This is a genomic window from Pseudomonas sp. PSPC3-2, from assembly GCF_049897085.1.
In the GTDB taxonomy this organism is placed as follows: Bacteria; Pseudomonadota; Gammaproteobacteria; order Pseudomonadales; family Pseudomonadaceae; genus Aquipseudomonas; species Aquipseudomonas paraveronii.
The window spans coordinates 15,920-37,334 of the sequence record NZ_JAFCVO010000010.1 but is presented as its reverse complement, the minus strand read 5'-3'; the positions used below and the strand labels follow the sequence as shown (position 1 = coordinate 37,334).

At 60.5% G+C, this 21,415-nt stretch carries 19 protein-coding genes; 18 read left to right on the top strand and 1 reads right to left on the bottom strand.

All coding sequences use genetic code 11. From position 1 onward, the window contains the following. The first annotated feature begins 65 nt into the window (after positions 1 to 65). The 17 genes from ACP7CJ_RS17580 (at position 66) to nuoN (ending at position 20,081) form a co-directional block, all read left to right on the top strand. A complete protein-coding gene (locus ACP7CJ_RS17580; RefSeq protein WP_276197514.1) occupies positions 66 to 1,235 on the top strand; it encodes a cupin domain-containing protein in 1,170 nt (389 codons plus the stop codon). Next, the gene (locus ACP7CJ_RS17575) at positions 1,228 to 1,650 is read left to right on the top strand and encodes a GNAT family N-acetyltransferase (RefSeq protein ID WP_426100844.1); all 423 of its coding nucleotides are present in this window, start codon (positions 1,228 to 1,230) and stop codon (positions 1,648 to 1,650) included. The genes ACP7CJ_RS17580 and ACP7CJ_RS17575 overlap by 8 nt, the downstream gene beginning before the upstream one ends. A gap of 265 nt (positions 1,651 to 1,915) precedes the next feature. Beyond that, the gene (locus ACP7CJ_RS17570; protein WP_426100842.1) at positions 1,916 to 2,653 is read left to right on the top strand and encodes a secretin N-terminal domain-containing protein; all 738 of its coding nucleotides are present in this window, start codon (positions 1,916 to 1,918) and stop codon (positions 2,651 to 2,653) included. Positions 2,654 to 3,145: 492 nt separating this feature from the next. Then, complete coding sequence (gene aceA, locus ACP7CJ_RS17565; RefSeq protein ID WP_276197512.1) at positions 3,146 to 4,471, top strand: isocitrate lyase; 1,326 nt, start codon at positions 3,146 to 3,148, stop codon at positions 4,469 to 4,471. A 655-nt stretch (positions 4,472 to 5,126) separates the two neighbouring features. Beyond that, positions 5,127 to 5,540 carry an NADH-quinone oxidoreductase subunit A gene (locus ACP7CJ_RS17560; protein ID WP_003219575.1) on the top strand — a complete coding sequence of 138 codons (414 nt, stop codon included), beginning with the start codon at positions 5,127 to 5,129 and terminating at the stop codon, positions 5,538 to 5,540. Between the two features lie 10 nt (positions 5,541 to 5,550). Continuing rightward, complete coding sequence (locus tag ACP7CJ_RS17555) at positions 5,551 to 6,225, top strand: NuoB/complex I 20 kDa subunit family protein (RefSeq protein ID WP_003219572.1); 675 nt, start codon at positions 5,551 to 5,553, stop codon at positions 6,223 to 6,225. A gap of 72 nt (positions 6,226 to 6,297) precedes the next feature. Beyond that, a complete protein-coding gene (gene nuoC, locus ACP7CJ_RS17550) occupies positions 6,298 to 8,082 on the top strand; it encodes an NADH-quinone oxidoreductase subunit C/D (RefSeq protein WP_276197511.1) in 1,785 nt (594 codons plus the stop codon). Positions 8,083 to 8,084: 2 nt separating this feature from the next. Beyond that, entirely contained in the window at positions 8,085 to 8,582 is a 498-nt protein-coding gene (gene nuoE, locus ACP7CJ_RS17545; RefSeq protein WP_017848059.1) for an NADH-quinone oxidoreductase subunit NuoE, read from the top strand. Continuing rightward, positions 8,579 to 9,934, top strand: a complete 1,356-nt coding sequence (gene nuoF / locus ACP7CJ_RS17540; RefSeq protein ID WP_276197510.1) for an NADH-quinone oxidoreductase subunit NuoF — start codon at positions 8,579 to 8,581, stop codon at positions 9,932 to 9,934. Before nuoE ends, nuoF begins: the two co-directional genes overlap by 4 nt. A 135-nt stretch (positions 9,935 to 10,069) precedes the next feature. Continuing rightward, positions 10,070 to 12,784, top strand: coding sequence for an NADH-quinone oxidoreductase subunit NuoG (gene nuoG / locus ACP7CJ_RS17535; RefSeq protein ID WP_426100840.1), 2,715 nt, complete (start codon positions 10,070 to 10,072; stop codon positions 12,782 to 12,784). Next, positions 12,781 to 13,788, top strand: a complete 1,008-nt coding sequence (nuoH, locus tag ACP7CJ_RS17530) for an NADH-quinone oxidoreductase subunit NuoH (RefSeq protein WP_088426354.1) — start codon at positions 12,781 to 12,783, stop codon at positions 13,786 to 13,788. The genes nuoG and nuoH overlap by 4 nt, the downstream gene beginning before the upstream one ends. Before the next feature lie 11 nt (positions 13,789 to 13,799). Then, positions 13,800 to 14,348, top strand: a complete 549-nt coding sequence (gene nuoI / locus ACP7CJ_RS17525) for an NADH-quinone oxidoreductase subunit NuoI (protein WP_003174725.1) — start codon at positions 13,800 to 13,802, stop codon at positions 14,346 to 14,348. Between the two features lie 9 nt (positions 14,349 to 14,357). After that, the gene (gene nuoJ, locus ACP7CJ_RS17520) at positions 14,358 to 14,861 is read left to right on the top strand and encodes an NADH-quinone oxidoreductase subunit J (RefSeq protein WP_247396832.1); all 504 of its coding nucleotides are present in this window, start codon (positions 14,358 to 14,360) and stop codon (positions 14,859 to 14,861) included. 2 nt (positions 14,862 to 14,863) lie between these two features. Next, the gene (nuoK, locus tag ACP7CJ_RS17515) at positions 14,864 to 15,172 is read left to right on the top strand and encodes an NADH-quinone oxidoreductase subunit NuoK (RefSeq protein ID WP_026140165.1); all 309 of its coding nucleotides are present in this window, start codon (positions 14,864 to 14,866) and stop codon (positions 15,170 to 15,172) included. Further along, positions 15,169 to 17,022, top strand: coding sequence for an NADH-quinone oxidoreductase subunit L (nuoL, locus tag ACP7CJ_RS17510; RefSeq protein WP_276197508.1), 1,854 nt, complete (start codon positions 15,169 to 15,171; stop codon positions 17,020 to 17,022). Before nuoK ends, nuoL begins: the two co-directional genes overlap by 4 nt. 55 nt (positions 17,023 to 17,077) lie before the next feature. Further along, positions 17,078 to 18,610: an NADH-quinone oxidoreductase subunit M gene (nuoM, locus tag ACP7CJ_RS17505; protein WP_276197507.1), complete on the top strand. Its 1,533-nt coding sequence runs from the start codon at positions 17,078 to 17,080 to the stop codon at positions 18,608 to 18,610. A 7-nt stretch (positions 18,611 to 18,617) separates the two neighbouring features. Continuing rightward, positions 18,618 to 20,081 carry an NADH-quinone oxidoreductase subunit NuoN gene (gene nuoN, locus ACP7CJ_RS17500; protein WP_247396845.1) on the top strand — a complete coding sequence of 488 codons (1,464 nt, stop codon included), beginning with the start codon at positions 18,618 to 18,620 and terminating at the stop codon, positions 20,079 to 20,081. An 88-nt stretch (positions 20,082 to 20,169) separates the two neighbouring features. On the opposite strand, the gene ACP7CJ_RS17495 is transcribed toward nuoN, so the two are convergent. Continuing rightward, positions 20,170 to 20,994 (bottom strand): arylamine N-acetyltransferase family protein, encoded by an 825-nt coding sequence (locus tag ACP7CJ_RS17495; protein ID WP_276197506.1) that lies wholly within the window; start codon positions 20,992 to 20,994, stop codon positions 20,170 to 20,172. Between the two features lie 120 nt (positions 20,995 to 21,114). Here ACP7CJ_RS17495 and ACP7CJ_RS17490 point away from each other — a divergent pair, with 120 nt between their 5' ends. Continuing rightward, positions 21,115 to 21,351, top strand: coding sequence for a DUF6555 family protein (locus tag ACP7CJ_RS17490; protein WP_276197505.1), 237 nt, complete (start codon positions 21,115 to 21,117; stop codon positions 21,349 to 21,351). Positions 21,352 to 21,415: the final 64 nt, after the last annotated feature.

Here is a 21,415-nt window from a genome sequence, read left to right as displayed (position 1 = left end):
GACGCCCGGCCGCGCCGGGCGTTTTTATTTCAGTCTTAAAAGTGCTTTTTTTCAATAGGTTACACATGAATCCTGATATCCCTCTTCAACTTCTGGGCGGCATCACGGCACGGGAATTCCTGCGCGACTACTGGCAGAAAAAACCGCTGCTGATCCGCCAGGCCATTCCTGACTTCGAAAGCCCGATCGATGCCGATGAACTGGCCGGCCTGGCCCTGGAAGAAGAAGTCGAGTCGCGCCTGGTGATCGAACACGGCGAGCGTCCGTGGGAACTGCGCCGCGGTCCGTTCGCCGAAGACACCTTCAGCACCCTGCCCGAGCGCGAGTGGACCCTGCTGGTGCAGGCGGTCGACCAGTTCGTGCCGGAAGTCGCCGAACTGCTCGAGCAGTTCCGCTTCCTGCCTAGCTGGCGCATCGACGACGTGATGATCAGCTTCGCCGCGCCCGGCGGCAGCGTGGGCCCGCACTTCGATAACTACGACGTGTTCCTGCTGCAAGCCCATGGCAAGCGCAACTGGAAGATCGGCCAGATGTGCAGCTCTGAAAGCCCGATGCTGCAACACGCCGACCTGCGCATCCTCGCCGAATTCGAAGAGAGCGCCGAATGGGTGCTGGAACCGGGCGACATGCTCTACCTGCCGCCACGCCTGGCCCACTACGGCATTGCAGAAGATGACTGCATGACCTACTCGGTAGGCTTCCGCGCGCCTAGCGCTGCCGAAGTGCTAACCCACTTCACCGACTTCCTGAGCCAGTACCTGACCGACGAAGAGCGCTACACGGACGCCGACATTCAGCCGGCCAGCGACCCGCACCAGATCCAGAGCGACGCCCTCGACCGTCTCAAAAGCCTGCTGGCCGAGCACATGAGCGACGAGCGCATGCTGCTGACTTGGTTCGGCCAGTTCATGACCGAGCCGCGCTACCCGGAACTGGTCGCAGGCCCAGAAGAGCTGCAGGAAGAAGACGTGGTCGGCAGCCTGGAAGACGGCGGCGTACTGATCCGCAACCCAAGCGCGCGCATGGCCTGGTCCGAAGTGGACGACGACCTGCTGCTGTTTGCCAGCGGCCAGAGCCGTTACCTGCCCGGCAAATTGCGCGAACTGCTGAAAATGATCTGCGCAGCCGAAGCCCTGCACATCGACAACCTCGGTGAATGGCTGGCGGACGAAGATGCCCGCGACCTGCTGTGCGAACTGGTCAAGCAAGGAAGCCTGGGGTTTGCCGATGAATAGGATTCACGTAAGTGTCGCGGACTGGCATAAGGATATCGCCGAGATTCGGCGCATTCGTGAAGCGGTATTTATCGCCGAACAATCGGTTCCACCGGAACTTGAATGGGATGCAGATGACGCGGACGCCGTGCATTTCCTCGCGTTCGAGGGCGACTTTCCGATTGGCACCGCACGCCTGCTGCCCAGCGGCGAGATCGGCCGCGTGTCGGTCCTCAAGGACTGGCGCGGGCTGAAAGTCGGCGACAAGCTGATGGAAGCGGTGATTGGCGAAGCCGAAAAACGCGGCCAGCGCAAACAGTTCCTCAGCGCACAGGTCTATGCTGCGCCGTTCTATGAGCGACTGGGCTTCAAGACTGTCAGCGAGGAATTCCTTGAAGTCGGGATTCCGCATGTCGACATGGTGCGCGAGGGCTGATCCTAGACCGCGTCGCGGCTATCGGGGGCAAGTCGAATCGTCGCACCGCCCCTCCCACACTTGACCGCATTCCAAGGGATGTCTCGGTCAAAATGTGGGAGGGGCGGTGCGACGATTCGACTTGCCCCCAATAGCTATTTCAGCAGCACCACACACCCTGCCATCCATCGATGCCAGGGTGTTTTGCCGTCTACGATTCAACTTGCGACCCGCCAGGCCGATAAACTGGCACTATCAAGCCTTATGACTCGCAGAGATAACGGACATGTCCCTACGCACCCTGCTCACCGCCCTCCTCCTGACCGCCAGCTTCACGGCAGTGGCCGACACCGAAGTCGTCAACCTGAGCAACCGCACCAGCGCCGACCTGCTGCCCGTGGCGCAGAACTTCCTCGGCAAGGATGGCACCGTCAGCGCCTACGGCAATCAACTGATCGTCAATGCCGACCCTGCCAAGATCCAGGGCCTGCGCGCCCTGCTCGCGCAACTGGACACACCGGCCAAGCGCCTGCTGATCACCGTCGACACCAACGAAAACAACCAGCAAAACAGTGGCGACAGTCAAACCCGCATCATCAGCTACGGTACCGCCAGCCGCGACGGCGGGATCCAGCAGATCCAGGCCAGTGAAGGCGTGCCCGCACTGATCCAGGTGGGCCAGAGCGTGCCGCTGACCACCACCCAGCCCGACGCCTATGGCCGCCCGCAAAACCAGACCCAGTACCGCAACGTCACTCAAGGCTTCTACGTGACCGCCAGCGTGACAGGCGACACCGTACACCTGGCGATCAGTACCAACCGTGACCGTATGAGCCAGGAACGTCCCGATGTAGTGAACGTGCAGAGCACCGACACAAGCGTCAGCGGCCGCCTGGGCGAGTGGATTCCGCTGGCCGGCATCAATCGCGAAACCCAGGCCGACAAATCCTCTACAACCCGCACCTACACTACCCAGGGCCGCGACGACCTGACTTTACGCGTTAAAGTCGAGACCTTGAACTGAAGCACCAATAACTGACTGACGAGTCGTATGAGACTAAAGATGTAGTGCCAGAAAAAAAGCACTACAAAACATTTGACGATCCAAAAAAGCATGGGCATGATGGCGTCGCTCCCGCTAATCAGAGGCCCTGGCAAGGGCCTTCGGATCGTCACTCTAAGTTACCCACCTGAGCCGATTCGTGTCTGTACCGCCCACAAGGTGTGTTTGACGAGGTTGCGACTGGAACGAAGTTGTCCCGAGGGACGGAAGCTAACCAGGTAACGCGGCTACACACTGATGGATCGCCCAAAGGCCCACGATGCCCGAAGACCGTTCGCAGTTTGCCCTTACCTGCCCAACTCCCCTCTCGCCCTTCGTTCATCCCGTCGCCTCCCCGCCAGACTTGACTTGAACACCGGTGCTTCTGGTCAGCGAGCAGCCATCCCCACGCACTGTATACGTGGCTGGCAAACGGAATTTTCCACCCAGACCTATGCGACGAGGTTTATCTCCATGGCACTGACACGCGAACAGCAAATTGCAGCCCTTGAAAAAGACTGGGCTGAAAACCCACGCTGGAAAGGCGTGACCCGCGCTTACTCCGCTGCTGACGTCGTCCGCCTGCGTGGCTCGGTTCAACCTGAGCACACTTTTGCAAAACTCGGCGCCGAGAAGCTGTGGAACCTGGTCACCCAGGGCGCCAAGCCTTCCTTCCGTCCCGACAAAGATTTCGTCAACTGCATGGGCGCCCTGACCGGTGGCCAGGCAGTCCAACAGGTAAAAGCCGGTATCCAGGCGATCTACCTGTCCGGCTGGCAAGTGGCTGCGGACAACAACTCCGCCGAATCCATGTACCCCGACCAATCGCTGTACCCGGTGGACTCCGTGCCAACCGTGGTCAAGCGCATCAACAACTCGTTCCGTCGCGCCGACCAGATCCAGTGGAAAGCCGGTAAAGGCCCGGGCGACGAAGGCTACATCGACTACTTCGCACCGATCGTGGCTGACGCCGAAGCCGGTTTCGGCGGCGTGCTGAACGCCTACGAGCTGATGAAGAGCATGATCGAAGCAGGCGCTGCCGGCGTTCACTTCGAAGACCAACTGGCCTCGGTAAAAAAATGCGGCCACATGGGCGGCAAAGTACTGGTACCGACCCAGGAAGCCGTACAGAAGCTGACCGCTGCCCGTCTGGCTGCTGACGTTGCCGGTACACCGACCATCATCCTGGCCCGTACCGACGCCAACGCTGCCGACCTGCTGACTTCGGACTGCGACCCATACGACCAACCGTTCGTCACTGGCGAACGTACCCAGGAAGGCTTCTACAAAGTGCGCGCCGGTCTCGACCAGGCCATCGCTCGCGGCCTGGCCTATGCCCCTTATGCTGACCTGATCTGGTGCGAAACCGCCAAGCCGGACCTGGCAGAAGCCCGTCGCTTCGCTGAAGCGATCAAAAAGGAATACCCGGACCAACTGCTGTCCTACAACTGCTCGCCTTCCTTCAACTGGAAGAAAAACCTGGACGACGCAACCATCGCCAAGTTCCAGCGCGAACTGTCCGCCATGGGCTACAAGCACCAGTTCATTACCCTGGCCGGCATCCACAACATGTGGCACAGCATGTTCAACCTGGCGCACGACTACGCCCGCAACGACATGACCGCCTACGTGAAGCTGCAGGAGCAGGAATTCGCTGACGCCTCCAAGGGTTACACCTTCGTGGCTCACCAGCAGGAAGTGGGCACCGGCTACTTCGACGACATGACCACCGTGATCCAGGGCGGCAGCTCGTCCGTGACCGCGCTGACCGGCTCGACCGAAGAAGAACAGTTCCACTGAGTGACTGAGCAAACGGCCATTGCGGGCCCTATGAAAAGCTAACCGCAATGCCGCTCGATCTATGCCCCGACTGGTTCGGGGCGTTTTTTTGCCCGAAAAAACTCCCCCTGACACCACGCAAATCAAAAATATGGGAGGGGGCTTGCCCCCGATTACGGTGTGTCAGTCAATACTTCGTTGCTGATCCAGCGCAATCAGGGGCAAGCCCCCTCCCACATTGGGAAATGTGCCCAACCTAAAATTTTGGGCAAAACATTGATCCAAAGCGGTATTTTGTTCAGATAAATCGGATAAAAGATCCGCTCCGGCAACTAGCGGTATTCAAGCAAGTAACGACAACTTCCTGTGCCGAACCATGACCATCCGCTTAACGCTCACCCAAACAACATTCATTATCATTTGGACCATGAAAGCGTCGTTACAGGTTAAACAAAACATATTTGATAAAAAGCCCGCTAATGCCCGTAAATCAAGGGCTGCAGCCTCAAGGAGGTGTACTATGTGCTTATTCCACCGAATAATTTCGCTATAGGAATTTTACTTGCCCGGTGTTTAGCCATAAAATCACCGCGATTGATTCCGCTGCGACATATCGTCACTGCATTGTTACTTTTTCGAGCTCAGAGACCTTTGCTCTCTGTTAAGGATTACCAGCATGACCGAAGCGACAGGACTCATGGCCCACAACTGGGGCTTTGCCATTTTCCTCCTCGGTGTTGTCGGCCTCTGTGCCTTCATGCTCGGCGTCTCCAGCCTACTCGGGTCAAAAGCCTGGGGCCGCAGCAAAAACGAACCGTTCGAGTCCGGCATGCTGCCCACAGGTGGCGCCCGCTTGCGGCTCTCAGCCAAATTCTATCTGGTCGCGATGCTGTTCGTGATCTTCGATATCGAAGCCCTCTTTCTCTTTGCCTGGTCTGTGTCCGTCCGCGAAAGCGGCTGGACCGGATTCGTCGAAGCCCTCGTTTTCATAGCAATTCTGTTGGCAGGCCTTGTCTACCTATTTCGAGTGGGCGCCCTTGATTGGGCTCCGGAAGCTCGTCGCAAGCGGCAAGCGAAGCTGAAACAATGAGGCTTTGGCGATGCAATACAATCTCACCAGGATCGACCCGGATGCTCCTAACGAGCAGTACCCCATCGGCGAACGGGAAACCGTTTCCGATCCGTTAGAAGACCAAGTCCACAAAAACATCTACATGGGCAAGCTGGAAGACGTGCTGAGCGGTGCGGTCAACTGGGGGCGTAAAAACTCCCTGTGGCCGTACAACTTCGGTCTGTCCTGCTGCTACGTGGAAATGACCACCGCCTTCACGGCGCCCCACGACATCGCGCGCTTTGGCGCCGAAGTGATCCGGGCATCGCCGCGTCAGGCGGATTTCATGGTTATCGCCGGAACCTGCTTTATCAAGATGGCGCCGATCATTCAGCGTCTCTACGAGCAAATGCTCGAGCCAAAGTGGGTTATCTCCATGGGTTCGTGCGCCAACTCCGGTGGCATGTACGACATCTATTCCGTTGTTCAGGGGGTGGACAAGTTCCTGCCCGTGGACGTCTACGTGCCTGGCTGCCCGCCCCGCCCTGAAGCATTTTTGCAAGGCTTGATGCTGTTGCAGGAATCGATTGGCAAGGAGCGTCGCCCACTTTCCTGGGTTGTCGGAGATCAAGGCGTTTACCGCGCCGAGATGCCGTCACAAAAGGAACAGCGCCGCGAACAGCGTATTCAGGTCACCAACCTGCGCAGCCCCGACGAAGTTTGATCCAGAGCCGCTTCTTTTATAGAACGAAAACCTGGCTTCATTCTTTACGTTGACCGAAAGCGATAAAAAACCATGACTACAGGCAGTGCTCGACGCATCCCGCCTTATAAGGCAGACGACCAGGATGTGGTCGTCGAACTCAATAACCGTTTTGGCCCTGACGCCTTCACCGCCCAGGCCACACGTACCGGCATGCCGGTGCTGTGGGTGGCGCGTGCCAGGCTCGTCGAAGTCCTGACCTTCCTGCGCAACCTGCCCAAGCCATACGTCATGCTCTATGACCTGCATGGCGTGGACGAGCGCCTGCGCACCAAACGCCAGGGACTGCCGAGCGGCGCCGATTTCACCGTGTTCTACCACCTGATGTCGCTGGAACGTAACAGCGACGTGATGATCAAGGTCGCCCTGTCCGAGAGCGACCTGAGCGTCCCGACCGTGACCGGTATCTGGCCAAACGCCAACTGGTACGAGCGCGAAGTGTGGGACATGTTCGGCATCGACTTCCCGGGCCACCCGCACCTGTCGCGCATCATGATGCCGCCGACCTGGGAAGGTCACCCGCTGCGCAAGGACTTCCCTGCCCGCGCCACCGAATTCGATCCGTTCAGCCTGACGCTTGCCAAGCAGCAGCTTGAAGAAGAAGCCGCACGCTTCCGTCCGGAAGACTGGGGCATGAAGCGTTCCGGCACCAACGAGGACTACATGTTCCTCAACCTGGGCCCGAACCACCCTTCAGCGCACGGTGCCTTCCGCATCATCCTGCAACTGGACGGCGAAGAAATCGTCGACTGCGTGCCCGACGTCGGTTACCACCACCGTGGTGCCGAGAAGATGGCCGAGCGCCAGTCCTGGCACAGCTTCATCCCGTACACCGACCGTATCGACTACCTCGGCGGCGTGATGAACAACCTGCCTTACGTGCTCTCGGTCGAGAAGCTGGCCGGCATCAAGGTACCGGACCGCGTCGATACCATCCGCATCATGATGGCCGAGTTCTTCCGGATCACCAGCCACCTGTTGTTCCTGGGTACCTATATCCAGGACGTCGGCGCCATGACCCCGGTGTTCTTCACCTTCACCGACCGTCAGCGCGCCTACAAGGTCATCGAAGCCGTCACCGGTTTCCGCCTGCACCCGGCCTGGTACCGCATTGGCGGTGTCGCCCACGACCTGCCCAATGGTTGGGAGCGCCTGGTCAAGGAATTCATCGACTGGATGCCCAAGCGTCTGGACGAGTACCAGAAAGCCGCCCTGGACAACAGCATCCTCAAGGGCCGCACCATCGGCGTCGCGGCCTACAACACCAAAGAGGCCCTGGAATGGGGCGTCACCGGTGCAGGCTTGCGTTCCACCGGTTGCGATTTCGACCTGCGTAAAGCGCGTCCGTACTCCGGCTACGAGAACTTCGAATTCGAAGTCCCGCTGGCGGCCAACGGCGATGCCTACGACCGTTGCATCGTGCGCGTCGAAGAAATGCGCCAGAGCCTGAAAATCATCGAGCAGTGCATGCGCAACATGCCGGCCGGCCCGTACAAGGCGGATCACCCGCTGACCACGCCGCCGCCGAAAGAGCGCACGCTGCAGCACATCGAAACCCTGATCACGCACTTCCTGCAAGTTTCGTGGGGCCCGGTCATGCCGGCCAACGAATCCTTCCAGATGATCGAAGCGACCAAGGGTATCAACAGTTATTACCTGACGAGCGATGGCGGCACCATGAGCTACCGCACCCGGATTCGTACTCCAAGCTTCCCGCACTTGCAGCAGATCCCTTCGGTGATCAAAGGCGAGATGGTCGCGGACTTGATTGCGTACCTGGGTAGTATCGATTTCGTTATGGCCGACGTGGACCGCTAAGCATGAATAACACGCTTATCCAGACAGACCGTTTCACCTTGAGTGAAACCGAGCGCTCGGCCATCGAGCACGAGCTCCATCACTACGAAGACCCGCGCGCGGCGTCGATCGAAGCCCTGAAGATCGTCCAGAAGGAACGTGGCTGGGTGCCGGACGGCGCCCTCTACGCCATCGGCGAGATACTCGGCATCCCCGCCAGCGATGTTGAAGGCGTGGCCACGTTCTACAGCCAGATCTTCCGCCAACCCGTGGGCCGCCACATCATTCGCGTATGCGACAGCATGGTCTGCTACATCGGTGGTCACGAGTCGGTGGTCAGCGAGATCCAGAACAAGCTGGGCATCGGCCTCGGCCAAACCACCCCGGACGGCCGCTTCACGCTGCTGCCGGTGTGCTGCCTGGGCAACTGCGACAAGGCGCCGGCGTTGATGATCGACGACGACACATTCGGTGACGTGCAGCCTGCTGGCGTGACCCAATTGCTCGAGGGCTACCCATGACCCTGACTTCCTTCGGCCCGGCCAACCGCATCAAGCGGTCGCCCGAGACTCACCCGCTGACCTGGCGCCTGCGTGACGATGCCGAGCCTGTATGGCTCGAGGAGTACCAGGCCAAGAACGGTTACGCGGCTGCGCGCAAAGCGTTTGCCGACATGGCTCAGGACGATATCGTCCAGACCGTGAAGGACGCCGGCCTCAAGGGCCGCGGCGGTGCAGGCTTCCCCACTGGCGTGAAGTGGGGCCTGATGCCCAAAGACGAATCCATCAACATCCGCTACCTGCTGTGCAACGCGGATGAAATGGAGCCGAACACCTGGAAAGACCGCATGCTGATGGAGCAACTGCCCCATCTGCTGATCGAAGGCATGCTCATCAGTGCACGCGCGCTGAAAACCTACCGGGGCTACATCTTCCTGCGTGGCGAATACACCACCGCCGCCAAGAACCTCAATCGAGCAGTGCTAGAAGCCAAGGCTGCAGGCCTGCTGGGCAAGAACATCCTCGGTTCGGGTTTCGACTTCGAACTGTTCGTACACACCGGCGCCGGGCGTTATATCTGCGGTGAAGAAACCGCACTGATCAACTCCCTCGAAGGCCGCCGCGCCAACCCGCGCTCCAAGCCGCCCTTCCCTGCCGCCGTTGGCGTGTGGGGCAAGCCGACTTGCGTGAACAACGTCGAAACCCTGTGCAACGTGCCGGCGATCATTGCCGACGGCGTGGACTGGTACAAATCGTTGGCCCGCGAAGGCAGTGAAGACATGGGCACCAAGCTCATGGGGTTCTCTGGCAAGGTCAAGAACCCTGGCCTGTGGGAACTGCCATTCGGCGTGACCGCGCGCGAGCTGTTCGAGGACTACGCCGGCGGCATGCGCGACGGCTACACCCTCAAGGCCTGGCAGCCAGGCGGCGCCGGCACCGGCTTCCTGCTCCCCGAGCACCTCGACGCACAGATGTATGCCGGCGGCATCGGCAAGGTGGGTACCCGGATGGGTACTGGCCTGGCGATGGCGGTGGACAACACCGTGAACATGGTCTCGCTGCTGCGCAACATGGAGCAGTTCTTTGCCCGCGAATCCTGCGGTTTCTGCACCCCGTGCCGCGACGGTCTGCCGTGGAGCGTCAAGCTGCTGATGGCCCTGGAAAAAGGCGAAGGCCGCGAGGGTGACATCGAAACCCTGCTGGGGCTGGTCGGCTTCCTCGGCCCAGGCAAGACCTTCTGTGCTCACGCACCGGGCGCCGTGGAGCCATTGGGCAGCGCAATCAAATATTTCCGCTCGGAGTTCGAAGCCGGCATCGCGCCCACCAGCGCCGCCGTCCCGCCTCTGGCGAGGCCGATCGTAGTCGGCGCGTAACGCTTAAACCGGCGAAGGGTCCGTGCCCCTCGCCTCGTCATGTGCTGACGCCGTCAAGGCTGTGTTGATGCACATGAATAACAAGATTCCATTAGCCACGCCCGCTGACAACGGGCCAACGAAGAACTTTGAACCATGGCCACTATCCACGTAGACGGCAAAGCGCTCGAAGTCGATGGGGCGGACAACCTGTTACAGGCGTGTCTGTCACTAGGCCTCGACATCCCTTATTTCTGCTGGCACCCCGCTCTTGGTAGCGTCGGTGCCTGTCGCCAGTGTGCGGTCAAGCAGTACACCGACGAGAACGACACCCGTGGTCGTATCGTCATGTCCTGCATGACCCCAGCCACCGACAACACCTGGATCTCCATCGAGGATGATGAATCCAAGGCGTTCCGCGCCAGTGTCGTCGAATGGCTGATGACCAACCACCCGCACGACTGCCCGGTCTGCGAGGAAGGCGGTCACTGCCACCTGCAAGACATGACGGTGATGACCGGCCACAACGAGCGCCGCTATCGCTTCACCAAGCGCACCCACCAGAACCAGGAGCTGGGCCCGTTCATTTCCCACGAAATGAACCGCTGCATCGCCTGCTACCGCTGCGTGCGTTTCTATAAAGACTACGCCGGCGGCACCGACCTCGGCGTATTCGGCGCCCACGACAACGTGTACTTCGGTCGCGTTGAAGACGGCGTACTGGAAAGCGAATTCTCCGGCAACCTCACCGAGGTTTGCCCAACCGGCGTGTTCACCGACAAGACTCACTCCGAGCGCTACAACCGTAAGTGGGACATGCAGTTCGCCCCGAGCATCTGCCATGGCTGCTCCAGCGGTTGCAACATCTCCCCGGGCGAGCGCTACGGCGAACTGCGTCGCATCGAAAACCGCTTCAACGGTTCGGTCAACCAGTACTTCCTGTGCGACCGTGGCCGTTTCGGCTATGGCTACGTCAACCGCGAAGACCGCCCACGTCAGCCACTGCTGGCCGGCGGCGCGAAGCTGAACACCGACGAAGCCCTGGATAAAGCCGCCGACCTGCTGCGCGGTCGCAACATCGTCGGCATCGGTTCGCCACGCGCCAGCCTCGAAAGCAACTACGCGTTGCGCGAACTGGTCGGCGCCGAACACTTCTACTGCGGTATCGAAGCCGCTGAACTGGAGCGCATCCGCCTGGTCCTGCAAGTGCTGAACGACAGCCCGCTGCCGGTGCCGAACATGCGCGACATCGAAGACCACGATGCGATCTTCGTGCTCGGTGAAGACCTGACCCAGACCGCCGCGCGTATGGCTTTGTCGCTGCGCCAGTCGGTCAAAGGCAAGGCCGAAGCCATGGCCGACGCCATGCGCGTGCAGCCTTGGCTCGACGCCGCAGTGAAAAACATCGGCCAGCACGCGCTGAACCCGCTGTTTATCGCCAGCCTGGCCGAAACCAAGCTCGACGACATCGCCGAAGAATGCGTACACGCAGCGCCAGATGACTTGGCCCGCCTCGGTTTCGCCGTGGCCCACGCCCTCGACGCCAGCGCGCCTGCCGTTGAAGGCCTGGACGCTGAAGCCGTGGCACTTGCCCAGCGCATCGCCGACGCCCTGCTGGCGGCCAAGCGCCCATTGATCATTGCCGGCACCTCGTTGGGTTCCAAGGCGCTGATCGAAGCGGCGGCCAACATCGCCAAGGCCTTGAAGCTGCGCGAGAAGAACGGTTCCATCAGCCTGATCGTGCCGGAAGCCAACAGCCTCGGCCTGGCCATGCTCGGTGGCGAGTCCGTCGACAGCGCCCTGCAAGCCGTGATCGATGGCAAAGCCGACGCCCTTGTGGTGCTGGAAAACGACCTGTACACCCGCACGGATTCGGCCAAGGTCGACGCCGCGCTGAACGCCGCCAAAGTACTGATCGTTGCCGATCACCAGAAGACCGCCACCAGCGAGCGTGCTGACCTGGTATTGCCGGCTGCGACCTTCGCTGAAGGCGACGGTACTTTGGTCAGCCAGGAAGGCCGCGCCCAGCGCTTCTTCCAGGTGTTCGATCCGAAGTACATGGACGCCAGCATCCTGGTTCACGAAGGCTGGCGCTGGCTGCATGCCCTGCGCTCGACCCTGCTGAATCAGCCGATCGACTGGACCCAGCTCGACCACGTCACTGCAGCCGTCGCTGCGAGCGCCCCGCAACTGGCGCGCATCGTTGACGCAGCACCGTCCGCCGCGTTCCGCATCAAGGGCATGAAACTCGCCCGTGAGCCGCTGCGTTACTCCGGTCGTACCGCCATGCGCGCTGACATCAGCGTGCATGAACCGCGTACTCCGCAAGACAACGACACCGCGTTCGCCTTCTCCATGGAAGGTTACTCGGGTTCGGTCGAGCCACGTCAGCAGGTGCCATTTGCCTGGTCGCCGGGCTGGAACTCGCCGCAGGCCTGGAACAAGTTCCAGGACGAAGTCGGTGGTCATATCCGCGCTGGCGACCCGGGCACCCGCCTGATCGAAACCCAGGGCGACGCGTTGAACTGGTTCGCCGCCGTACCGCGTCCGTTCAACCCAGCCCAGGGCACCTGGCAGGTTGTACCGTTCTTCCACCTGTTCGGCAGCGACGAGACCTCGTCCAAAGCCGCACCGGTTCAAGAGCGCATCCCGGAAGCCTACGTGTCCGTGGCCAAGTCCGAAGCCGACCGCCTGGGCGTCAACGACGGTGCCCTGCTCAGCTTGACCGTGGCCGGTCAGACCCTGCGTCTGCCGCTGCGCATCAACGACGAGTTAGGCGCCGGCCTGGTTGCACTGCCAAAAGGCATCGCCGGTATTCCACCGTCGATCTTTGGCCAAACCGTTGACGGTCTGCAGGAGGCAGCGCAATGACCTGGTTCACCCCTGAAGTCATCGACGTGATCATTGCGGTCGTCAAGGCCATCGTGATCCTGTTGGCCGTGGTCGTGGCGGGCGCTTTGCTCAGCTTCGTCGAACGTCGTCTGCTCGGCTGGTGGCAGGACCGTTACGGTCCGAACCGCGTTGGCCCGTTCGGCATGTTCCAGATCGCTGCCGACATGCTGAAAATGTTCTTCAAGGAAGACTGGACGCCACCGTTTGCCGACAAGGTGATCTTCACCCTGGCACCGGTGGTGGCCATGAGCGCCTTGCTGATCGCCTTCGCGGTCATCCCGATCACCCCGACCTGGGGCGTGGCGGACCTGAACATCGGCCTGCTGTTCTTCTTCGCCATGGCCGGTCTGTCGGTCTACGCGGTACTGTTCGCCGGTTGGGCCAGTAACAACAAGTTCGCCCTGCTGGGCAGCTTGCGGGCCTCGGCCCAGACCGTGTCCTACGAAGTGTTCATGGGCCTCGCGCTGATGGGCATCGTGGTGCAGGTCGGCTCGTTCAACATGCGCGACATCGTCGAGTACCAGGCGCAGAACCTGTGGTTCATCATTCCGCAGTTCTTTGGCTTCTGTACGTTCTTCATCGCTGGCGTCGCCGTGACTCACCGTCACCCGTTCGACCAGCCGGAAGCGGAACAGGAACTGGCCGACGGTTACCACATTGAATATGCCGGCATGAAGTGGGGCATGTTCTTCGTCGGTGAGTACATCGGCATCATCTTGATCTCGGCCCTGCTGGTCACGCTGTTCTTCGGCGGCTGGCACGGTCCGTTCGGCATCCTGCCGCAGCTGGCGTTCTTCTGGTTTTTCCTGAAGACCGCGTTCTTCATCATGCTGTTTATCCTGCTGCGCGCTTCCATTCCGCGTCCACGGTATGACCAGGTGATGGATTTCAGCTGGCGCTTCTGCCTGCCGCTGACCCTGATCAATTTGCTGGTGACTGCTGCCGTTGTGTTGTTGAACACGCCAGCGGGCGCGGTTCAGTGAGGATTTGACCCATGTTCAAATATATTGGCGACATCGTTAAGGGTACCGGTACCCAGTTGCGAAGCCTGGTGATGGTGTTCGGTCACGGCTTTCGCAAACGCGACACCCTGCAATACCCGGAAGAAGCGGTGTACCTGCCGCCGCGCTATCGCGGCCGCATCGTACTGACTCGCGACCCCGATGGCGAAGAGCGTTGCGTAGCCTGCAACCTGTGCGCCGTGGCATGCCCGGTGGGTTGTATCTCCCTGCAGAAAGCTGAAACCGAAGACGGTCGCTGGTACCCGGACTTCTTTCGCATCAACTTCTCGCGCTGCATTTTCTGCGGCCTCTGCGAGGAAGCTTGCCCGACCACCGCGATCCAGCTCACACCGGATTTCGAGATGGCCGAGTTCAAACGTCAGGACCTGGTGTACGAGAAAGAAGATCTGCTGATCTCTGGTCCCGGTAAAAACCCTGATTACAACTTCTATCGTGTTGCAGGTATGGCCGTTGCCGGTAAGCCGAAAGGCGCCGCACAAAACGAAGCCGAACCGATCAACGTGAAGAGCTTGCTGCCTTAAGGAAGAAAGATGGAATTCGCTTTCTATTTCGCATCGGGTATTGCAGTGGTGTCCACGCTTCGCGTGGTCACCAACACCAACCCCGTGCACGCCCTGCTCTACCTGATCATTTCGCTGATCGCCGTGGCCATGACCTTTTTCAGCCTCGGCGCACCGTTCGCCGGTGTACTGGAAGTGATCGCCTACGCTGGCGCCATCATGGTGCTGTTCGTGTTTGTGGTGATGATGCTAAACCTCGGGCCGGCCTCGGTCGCCCAGGAACGCGTTTGGCTCAAGCCCGGCATCTGGCTCGGCCCGGTGATCCTCGCCGCGCTGCTGCTGGCTGAACTGCTGTATGTACTGTTCGCTCACCAGAGCGGCCAGGCCATCGGCCACACCACCGTTGACGCGAAGGCCGTGGGCGTTAGCCTGTTCGGCCCGTACCTGCTGGTGGTCGAACTGGCTTCGATGCTGCTGCTCGCCGCAGCCATCACCGCCTTCCACTTGGGCCGTAACGAAGCCAAGGAGCAATGACGATGCCTGCTATCCCTTTGGAGCATGGTCTGGCGGTCGCCGGCATCCTGTTCTGCCTTGGCCTGGTCGGCCTGATGGTTCGCCGTAACATTTTGTTCGTGTTGATGAGCCTGGAAGTCATGATGAACGCTGCGGCACTGGCGTTCATTGTTGCGGGTAGCCGTTGGGGCCAGCCGGATGGACAAGTCATGTTCATCCTGGTGATCAGCCTGGCAGCCGCCGAGGCCAGTATCGGCCTGGCGATCCTGCTGCAACTGTATCGTCGCTTCCATACGCTTGATATCGACGCTGCCAGTGAGATGCGCGGATGAACATGATCTTTCTGACTTTCGTATTTCCCCTGATCGGTTTCCTGCTGCTGTCGTTCTCTCGCGGACGCTGGTCGGAAAACCTCTCGGCCCTGATCGGCGTGGGCTCCATCGGCCTGTCGGCGATTGTCACCGCCTACGTCATCTGGCAATTCAACGTCGCACCGCCCGAAGGCGGTCACTACACCCTGGTGTTGTGGCAGTGGATGTCGGTGGAGGGCTTCAAGCCCAACTTCGCCCTCTACATCGACGGCCTGTCGATCACCATGCTCGGCGTGGTGGTGGGTGTAGGCTTCCTGATCCACCTGTTCGCGTCCTGGTACATGCGCGGTGAAGCCGGTTACTCGCGCTTCTTCGCGTACACCAACCTGTTTATCGCCAGCATGCTGTTCCTGGTGCTGGGCGATAACCTGTTGTTCCTGTACTTCGGCTGGGAAGGCGTGGGCCTGTGCTCGTACTTGTTGATCGGTTTCTACTACAGCAACCGCAACAACGGTAACGCAGCACTCAAGGCCTTTATCGTCACCCGGATCGGCGACGTGTTCATGGCCATCGGCCTGTTCATCCTGTTCCAACAGGTGGGCACGCTGAACATCCAGGAACTGCTGGTGCTGGCACCGCAGAAGTTCCAGGTCGGTGACTTCTGGATCACCCTGGCGACCCTGATGCTGCTGGGCGGCGCCGTCGGTAAATCCGCACAACTGCCGCTGCAAACCTGGCTGGCGGATGCGATGGCCGGTCCTACCCCGGTGTCGGCACTGATCCACGCCGCCACCATGGTGACCGCCGGTGTCTACCTGATCGCCCGTACCCACGGCCTGTTCACCCTGGCGCCGGACATCCTGCACCTGGTGGGCCTGGTCGGCGGCGCGACCCTGGTACTGGCCGGCTTCGCCGCGCTGGTACAGACCGACATCAAGCGGATCCTCGCCTACTCGACCATGAGCCAGATCGGCTACATGTTCCTGGCTCTGGGCGTCGGTGCCTGGGACGCGGCGATCTTCCACCTGATGACCCACGCCTTCTTCAAGGCCCTGCTGTTCCTGGCCTCCGGTGCGGTGATCGTTGCCTGCCACCACGAGCAGAACATCTTCAAGATGGGCGGTCTGTGGAAGAAATTGCCACTGGCTTACGCCAGCTTCATCGTCGGTGGTGCCGCACTCTCGGCCCTGCCATTGGTGACCGCCGGCTTCTACTCGAAAGACGAAATCCTCTGGGAAGCCTTTGCCAGCGGTAACCAAGGCCTGCTGTACGCCGGCCTGGTGGGTGCGTTCATGACCTCGCTGTACACCTTCCGCCTGATCTTCATCGCCTTCCACGGTGAAGCCAAGACCGAAGCACACGCAGGCCACGGCATCTCCCATTGGCTGCCGCTGTCGGTGCTGATCATCCTGTCGACCTTCATCGGCGCCTTGATCACTCCGCCACTGGCCGGTGTACTGCCGGAAAGCGTCGGCCATGCCGGCGGCGACGCCAAGCACAGCCTGGAGCTCGCCTCAGGCGCCATCGCGGTGGCCGGTATCATGCTCGCAGCCCTGCTGTTCCTCGGCAAGCGTCGTTTCGTCACCGCCGTCGCCAACAGTGGCATTGGTCGCTTCCTGTCGGCCTGGTGGTTCGCCGCCTGGGGCTTCGATTGGATCTACGACAAACTGTTCGTCAAGCCTTACCTTGCGATCAGCCACGTACTGCGCAAAGACCCGCTCGACCAGACCATCGGTTTGATCCCGCGCGCCGCCAAGGCTGGCCACACCGCCCTGAGCCGCAGCGAGACTGGCCAATTGCGTTGGTATGCAGCTTCCATGGCGGCGGGTGCCGTTCTGGTGATCGGCGCCATCGTTGTGGTAGCGGTCTGACCATGTCTAAGTACATTGCGAACTTTGCGAACTTGCGAAAGGAAACGAGCCCGTCATGATTCTGCCCTGGCTAATCCTGATCCCCTTTATCGGCGGCCTGCTCTGCTGGATGGGTGAACGCTTCGGCGCCACCCTCCCCCGCTGGATTGCGTTGCTGACCATGTCCCTGGAACTCGCTCTCGGCCTCTGGCTGTGGGCCCATGGCGACTATTCATTTGCTCCGGCGCCTGGCGCCGATCCGACCTGGGCGCTCGAGTTCAAGCACGTCTGGATTCAGCGCTTCGGCATCAACGTACACCTGGCCCTCGACGGCCTGTCGTTGCTGATGATCCTGCTGACCGGCCTGCTGGGTGTCCTCTCGGTACTTTGCTCCTGGAAAGAGATTCAGCGTCACGTGGGCTTCTTCCACCTGAACCTGATGTGGATCCTGGGCGGCGTGGTCGGCGTGTTCCTCGCCCTCGACCTGTTCATGTTCTTCTTCTTCTGGGAAATGATGCTGGTGCCGATGTACTTCCTCATCGCGCTCTGGGGTCATAGTTCTTCGGACGGCAAGAAAACCCGGATCTACGCGGCGACCAAGTTCTTCATCTTCACCCAGGCTTCCGGCCTGATCATGTTGGTGGCGATCCTGGGTCTGGTATTGGTCAACTTCAACAGCACTGGCGTGATTACCTTCAACTACGCCGACCTGTTGAAAACCAAGATGTCCCTGACCACCGAGTACATCCTGATGCTGGGCTTCTTCATCGCCTTCGCGGTGAAGCTGCCGGTGGTGCCGTTCCACTCCTGGCTGCCGGATGCTCACGCCCAGGCGCCGACCGCCGGTTCCGTGGACCTGGCAGGTATCCTGTTGAAGACGGCGGCCTACGGCCTGCTGCGTTTCGCGCTGCCGTTGTTCCCGAATGCCTCGGCCGAGTTTGCGCCGATCGCCATGACCCTGGGTCTGATCGGGATCTTCTACGGTGCGTTCCTGGCCTTCGCGCAAACCGACATCAAGCGCCTGATTGCCTTCTCGTCCGTTTCCCACATGGGTTTCGTACTGATCGGCATCTACTCCGGCAGCCAACTGGCATTGCAAGGCGCCGTGATCCAGATGTTGGCCCACGGTATTTCGGCCGCCGCGCTGTTTATCCTCAGCGGCCAGTTGTACGAACGCCTGCACACCCGTGACATGCGTGAGATGGGTGGCGTGTGGTCGCGCATCGCCTACCTACCGGCGATCAGCCTGTTCTTTGCCGCCGCGTCCCTGGGCTTGCCGGGCACCGGTAACTTCATCGGCGAGTTCCTGATCCTGATGGGTACCTTCGCACAAACGCCGTGGATCAGCGCCATCGCCACTTCCGGCCTGGTATTCGGTTCGGTTTACTCGCTGATCATGATCCACCGTGCGTACTTCGGTGCGGCCAAATCCGACACCGTCCTGCACGGGATGGATACTCGCGAACTGATCATGGTGCTCGGTCTGGCGGTCCTGCTGATCTACATCGGCGTGTACCCACAACCGTTCCTGGACACTTCTGCCGCAACGATGCATGGCGTGCAGCAGTGGTTCGGCACCGCCTTCTCTCAACTCGCTTCGGCCCGGTAAGAGCGCTATGGAATTCACGATCCAACACTTTATCGCGCTTGCGCCGCTGCTGATCACCAGTCTCACCATTGTGGTGGTGATGCTGGCGATCGCCTGGCGTCGCAATCACGCGCAAACCTTCCTGCTGTCCTGCGCGGGTTTGAACCTGGCTTTGCTGTCGATCATCCCGGCACTCAAGGTCGCACCCCTGGCGGTGACCCCGCTGATGATGATCGATGACTTCGCGCTGCTGTATATCGCGTTGATCCTCGTCGCCACCCTGGCCTGCGTCACCCTCGCCCACGCCTACCTCGGCGAGGGCGGCACCGGCTACCCGGGCAACCGCGAAGAGCTGTACCTGCTGATCCTGCTGGCTGCAGCCGGCGGTATCGTGCTGGTCAGCGCGCAGCACCTGGCGGGCTTGTTCATCGGCCTGGAACTGCTGTCGATCCCGACCTACGGCCTGGTGGCCTACGCCTTCTTCAACAAGCGTTCCCTGGAAGCCGGCATCAAGTACATGGTGCTGTCGGCCGCCGGTTCCGCGTTCCTGTTGTTTGGTATGGCCCTGCTCTACGCCGAAGCCGGCAGCCTGAGCTTCACCGGTATCGGCCACGCCCTGGCGGCCACTAGCATGCCTGCGCCGATCGCCCAACTGGGCCTGGCGATGATGCTGATCGGTCTGGCCTTCAAACTGTCGCTGGTGCCTTTCCACCTGTGGACGCCGGACGTGTACGAAGGCGCTCCGGCGCCGGTGGCTGCGTTCCTGGCCACGGCGACGAAAGTGGCGGTGTTTGCGGTGGTGGTGCGTCTGTTCCAGATCTCCCCGGCGGCCAATACCGGCGTGTTGAGCGACGTACTGAGCGTGATCGCCGTTGCATCGATCCTGTTCGGTAACCTGCTGGCGCTAACCCAGAACAACCTCAAGCGTCTGCTGGGCTACTCGTCCATCGCCCACTTCGGCTACCTGCTGATCGCCCTGGTGGCGAGCAAAGGTCTGGCCCTGGAAGCGATCGGCGTGTACCTGGTCACCTACGTGATCACCAGCCTCGGCGCCTTCGGGGTCATCACCCTGATGTCCTCGCCTTACAAAGGCCGTGACGCCGACGCCCTGTACGAGTATCGCGGCCTGTTCTGGCGCCGTCCGTACCTGACCGCCGTGTTGACCCTGATGATGCTGTCCCTGGCTGGTATCCCGCTCACTGCGGGCTTTATCGGCAAGTTCTACATCATCGCGACCGGGGTTGAAGCGCATCAATGGTGGCTGGTTGCCTCACTCATCTTGGGTAGCGCCATCGGCGTGTTCTACTACCTGCGCGTGATGGTCACCCTGTTCCTGATCGAGCCAAACCTGCGCCGTGTGGATGCTGAGCTGCACTGGGAACAGAAAGCCGGCGGCGTGATGCTGCTGGCTATCGCCCTGCTCGCCTTCTTCCTCGGCGTGTACCCACAACCGTTGCTCACGCTGGTGCAGCACGCGGTACTGGGCGTTTGATCGCTTAGCGGTATGTGGTAAACAAAAACGGCACCTTTGGGTGCCGTTTTTGCATTTATGGGGCAGAGAACACGCTATCTCAAAGATTCTAAAGATCGGCCAACACTAAACCATCGAGCGTTTCGCGAAGTCGCTGATGCACCGGCAGGCGAAGGCCAAAGGTGCCGCGCAGCAAATCAAGCAGTTCATCGGCACTCGCTATCGCACGTTTTTCGCTCGGACCTTCCAGGGAGTGCACCGCGTAGTGGCCGTTGTTCAAGGTATGACGCTTACCCGGCGCTAACAGCGCCACTTTCAACTGACCGAGAAACGGCGAACCCGCATGCGTGGAGACATACCAGTTACCGATTTCATAGTCGATGTCTGCCTGCACCAGCAGGTCGAACACATATAAGCCACGCCACTCCCCGCCGACCTGGGCCCACAAGGTGTAGCTGCCTTGCTTGCAGGTCAGGCGATAGGGTTCGTGGGCAGTCGCCTGGATCGCTTCGCTGTCCAGGCGTAACGGGCTGCTCGCCACCATGCCGCCAAAGCCGACGTCGCAGATATAGCGCACACCGTCCACCGTCACCAGACTCAGGCGATGGGTGCGCGCGGTGTGTGCGTCCGGCGGCCCGCCCATCACAACCCGTCCGGTGATACCGCGTGCGTCGAAGCCCAGTTCTTGCAGCAGTTCCAGGAACAGTTGATTCAGTTCATAGCAATACCCACCACGGCCATCGAGCAACACTTTTTGCTCGACACTGGGCAGGTCGATCGGCACTGGCAAGTGCAGCAGGGTCGACAGGCTTTCAAAGGCGAACGTACACACATGCCGCAATTGCAGGTCTTGCAAGGTTTGCAGGGTCGGCGGCGGCGGTGCATCGTAGCCCAGGCGTTGCAGGTACAGCTGGCTATGGGTCAGGCGGGACATAACGCGATCCTTGGGCGCGTGGCGAAGGCCTCACTATGACGCCCGGCGCAGTAATTTGTCATTTTGAATGAACCTTTTTGAACGCTTTCCTATCCATCTATAACAAGACAGGGAGGCAACATGATTACCGCAAAAATCTACACCATTACCTACCAACTGCACGGTCAACCGAAGTCCTTCGTAGTGCGTGCCGAAGTGATGAATAACGCCGAGGCCTGGCACTGGGCAGCGGTTGATGCCGATATTGCGCACGTCAGCCGCATTGGTCGGGTCGGCCATGAACAAGTGAAAAAAACCACCCGGCCCTGGGCCGAGAAGTACGGCATCAGCGACGTCACCTGGACACCGCCCAAATAAGCAAAAGCCCCTTCAATGCGACCTGTACCCTAATGGCACATAGTTTTGTGGATAGGTACAGGAG

Bases quoted from the DNA above. Each gene is read 5' to 3' on its own strand.
- ACP7CJ_RS17580 (WP_276197514.1), top strand. From the start codon at position 66: ATGAATCCTGATATCCCTCTTCAACTTCTGGGCGGCATCACGGCACGG.
- ACP7CJ_RS17575 (WP_426100844.1), top strand. From the start codon at position 1,228: ATGAATAGGATTCACGTAAGTGTCGCGGACTGGCATAAGGATATCGCC.
- ACP7CJ_RS17570 (WP_426100842.1), top strand. From the start codon at position 1,916: ATGTCCCTACGCACCCTGCTCACCGCCCTCCTCCTGACCGCCAGCTTC.
- aceA (WP_276197512.1), top strand. From the start codon at position 3,146: ATGGCACTGACACGCGAACAGCAAATTGCAGCCCTTGAAAAAGACTGG.
- ACP7CJ_RS17560 (WP_003219575.1), top strand. From the start codon at position 5,127: ATGACCGAAGCGACAGGACTCATGGCCCACAACTGGGGCTTTGCCATT.
- ACP7CJ_RS17555 (WP_003219572.1), top strand. From the start codon at position 5,551: ATGCAATACAATCTCACCAGGATCGACCCGGATGCTCCTAACGAGCAG.
- nuoC (WP_276197511.1), top strand. From the start codon at position 6,298: ATGACTACAGGCAGTGCTCGACGCATCCCGCCTTATAAGGCAGACGAC.
- nuoE (WP_017848059.1), top strand. From the start codon at position 8,085: ATGAATAACACGCTTATCCAGACAGACCGTTTCACCTTGAGTGAAACC.
- nuoF (WP_276197510.1), top strand. From the start codon at position 8,579: ATGACCCTGACTTCCTTCGGCCCGGCCAACCGCATCAAGCGGTCGCCC.
- nuoG (WP_426100840.1), top strand. From the start codon at position 10,070: ATGGCCACTATCCACGTAGACGGCAAAGCGCTCGAAGTCGATGGGGCG.
- nuoH (WP_088426354.1), top strand. From the start codon at position 12,781: ATGACCTGGTTCACCCCTGAAGTCATCGACGTGATCATTGCGGTCGTC.
- nuoI (WP_003174725.1), top strand. From the start codon at position 13,800: ATGTTCAAATATATTGGCGACATCGTTAAGGGTACCGGTACCCAGTTG.
- nuoJ (WP_247396832.1), top strand. From the start codon at position 14,358: ATGGAATTCGCTTTCTATTTCGCATCGGGTATTGCAGTGGTGTCCACG.
- nuoK (WP_026140165.1), top strand. From the start codon at position 14,864: ATGCCTGCTATCCCTTTGGAGCATGGTCTGGCGGTCGCCGGCATCCTG.
- nuoL (WP_276197508.1), top strand. From the start codon at position 15,169: ATGAACATGATCTTTCTGACTTTCGTATTTCCCCTGATCGGTTTCCTG.
- nuoM (WP_276197507.1), top strand. From the start codon at position 17,078: ATGATTCTGCCCTGGCTAATCCTGATCCCCTTTATCGGCGGCCTGCTC.
- nuoN (WP_247396845.1), top strand. From the start codon at position 18,618: ATGGAATTCACGATCCAACACTTTATCGCGCTTGCGCCGCTGCTGATC.
- ACP7CJ_RS17495 (WP_276197506.1), bottom strand. From the start codon at position 20,994: ATGTCCCGCCTGACCCATAGCCAGCTGTACCTGCAACGCCTGGGCTAC.
- ACP7CJ_RS17490 (WP_276197505.1), top strand. From the start codon at position 21,115: ATGATTACCGCAAAAATCTACACCATTACCTACCAACTGCACGGTCAA.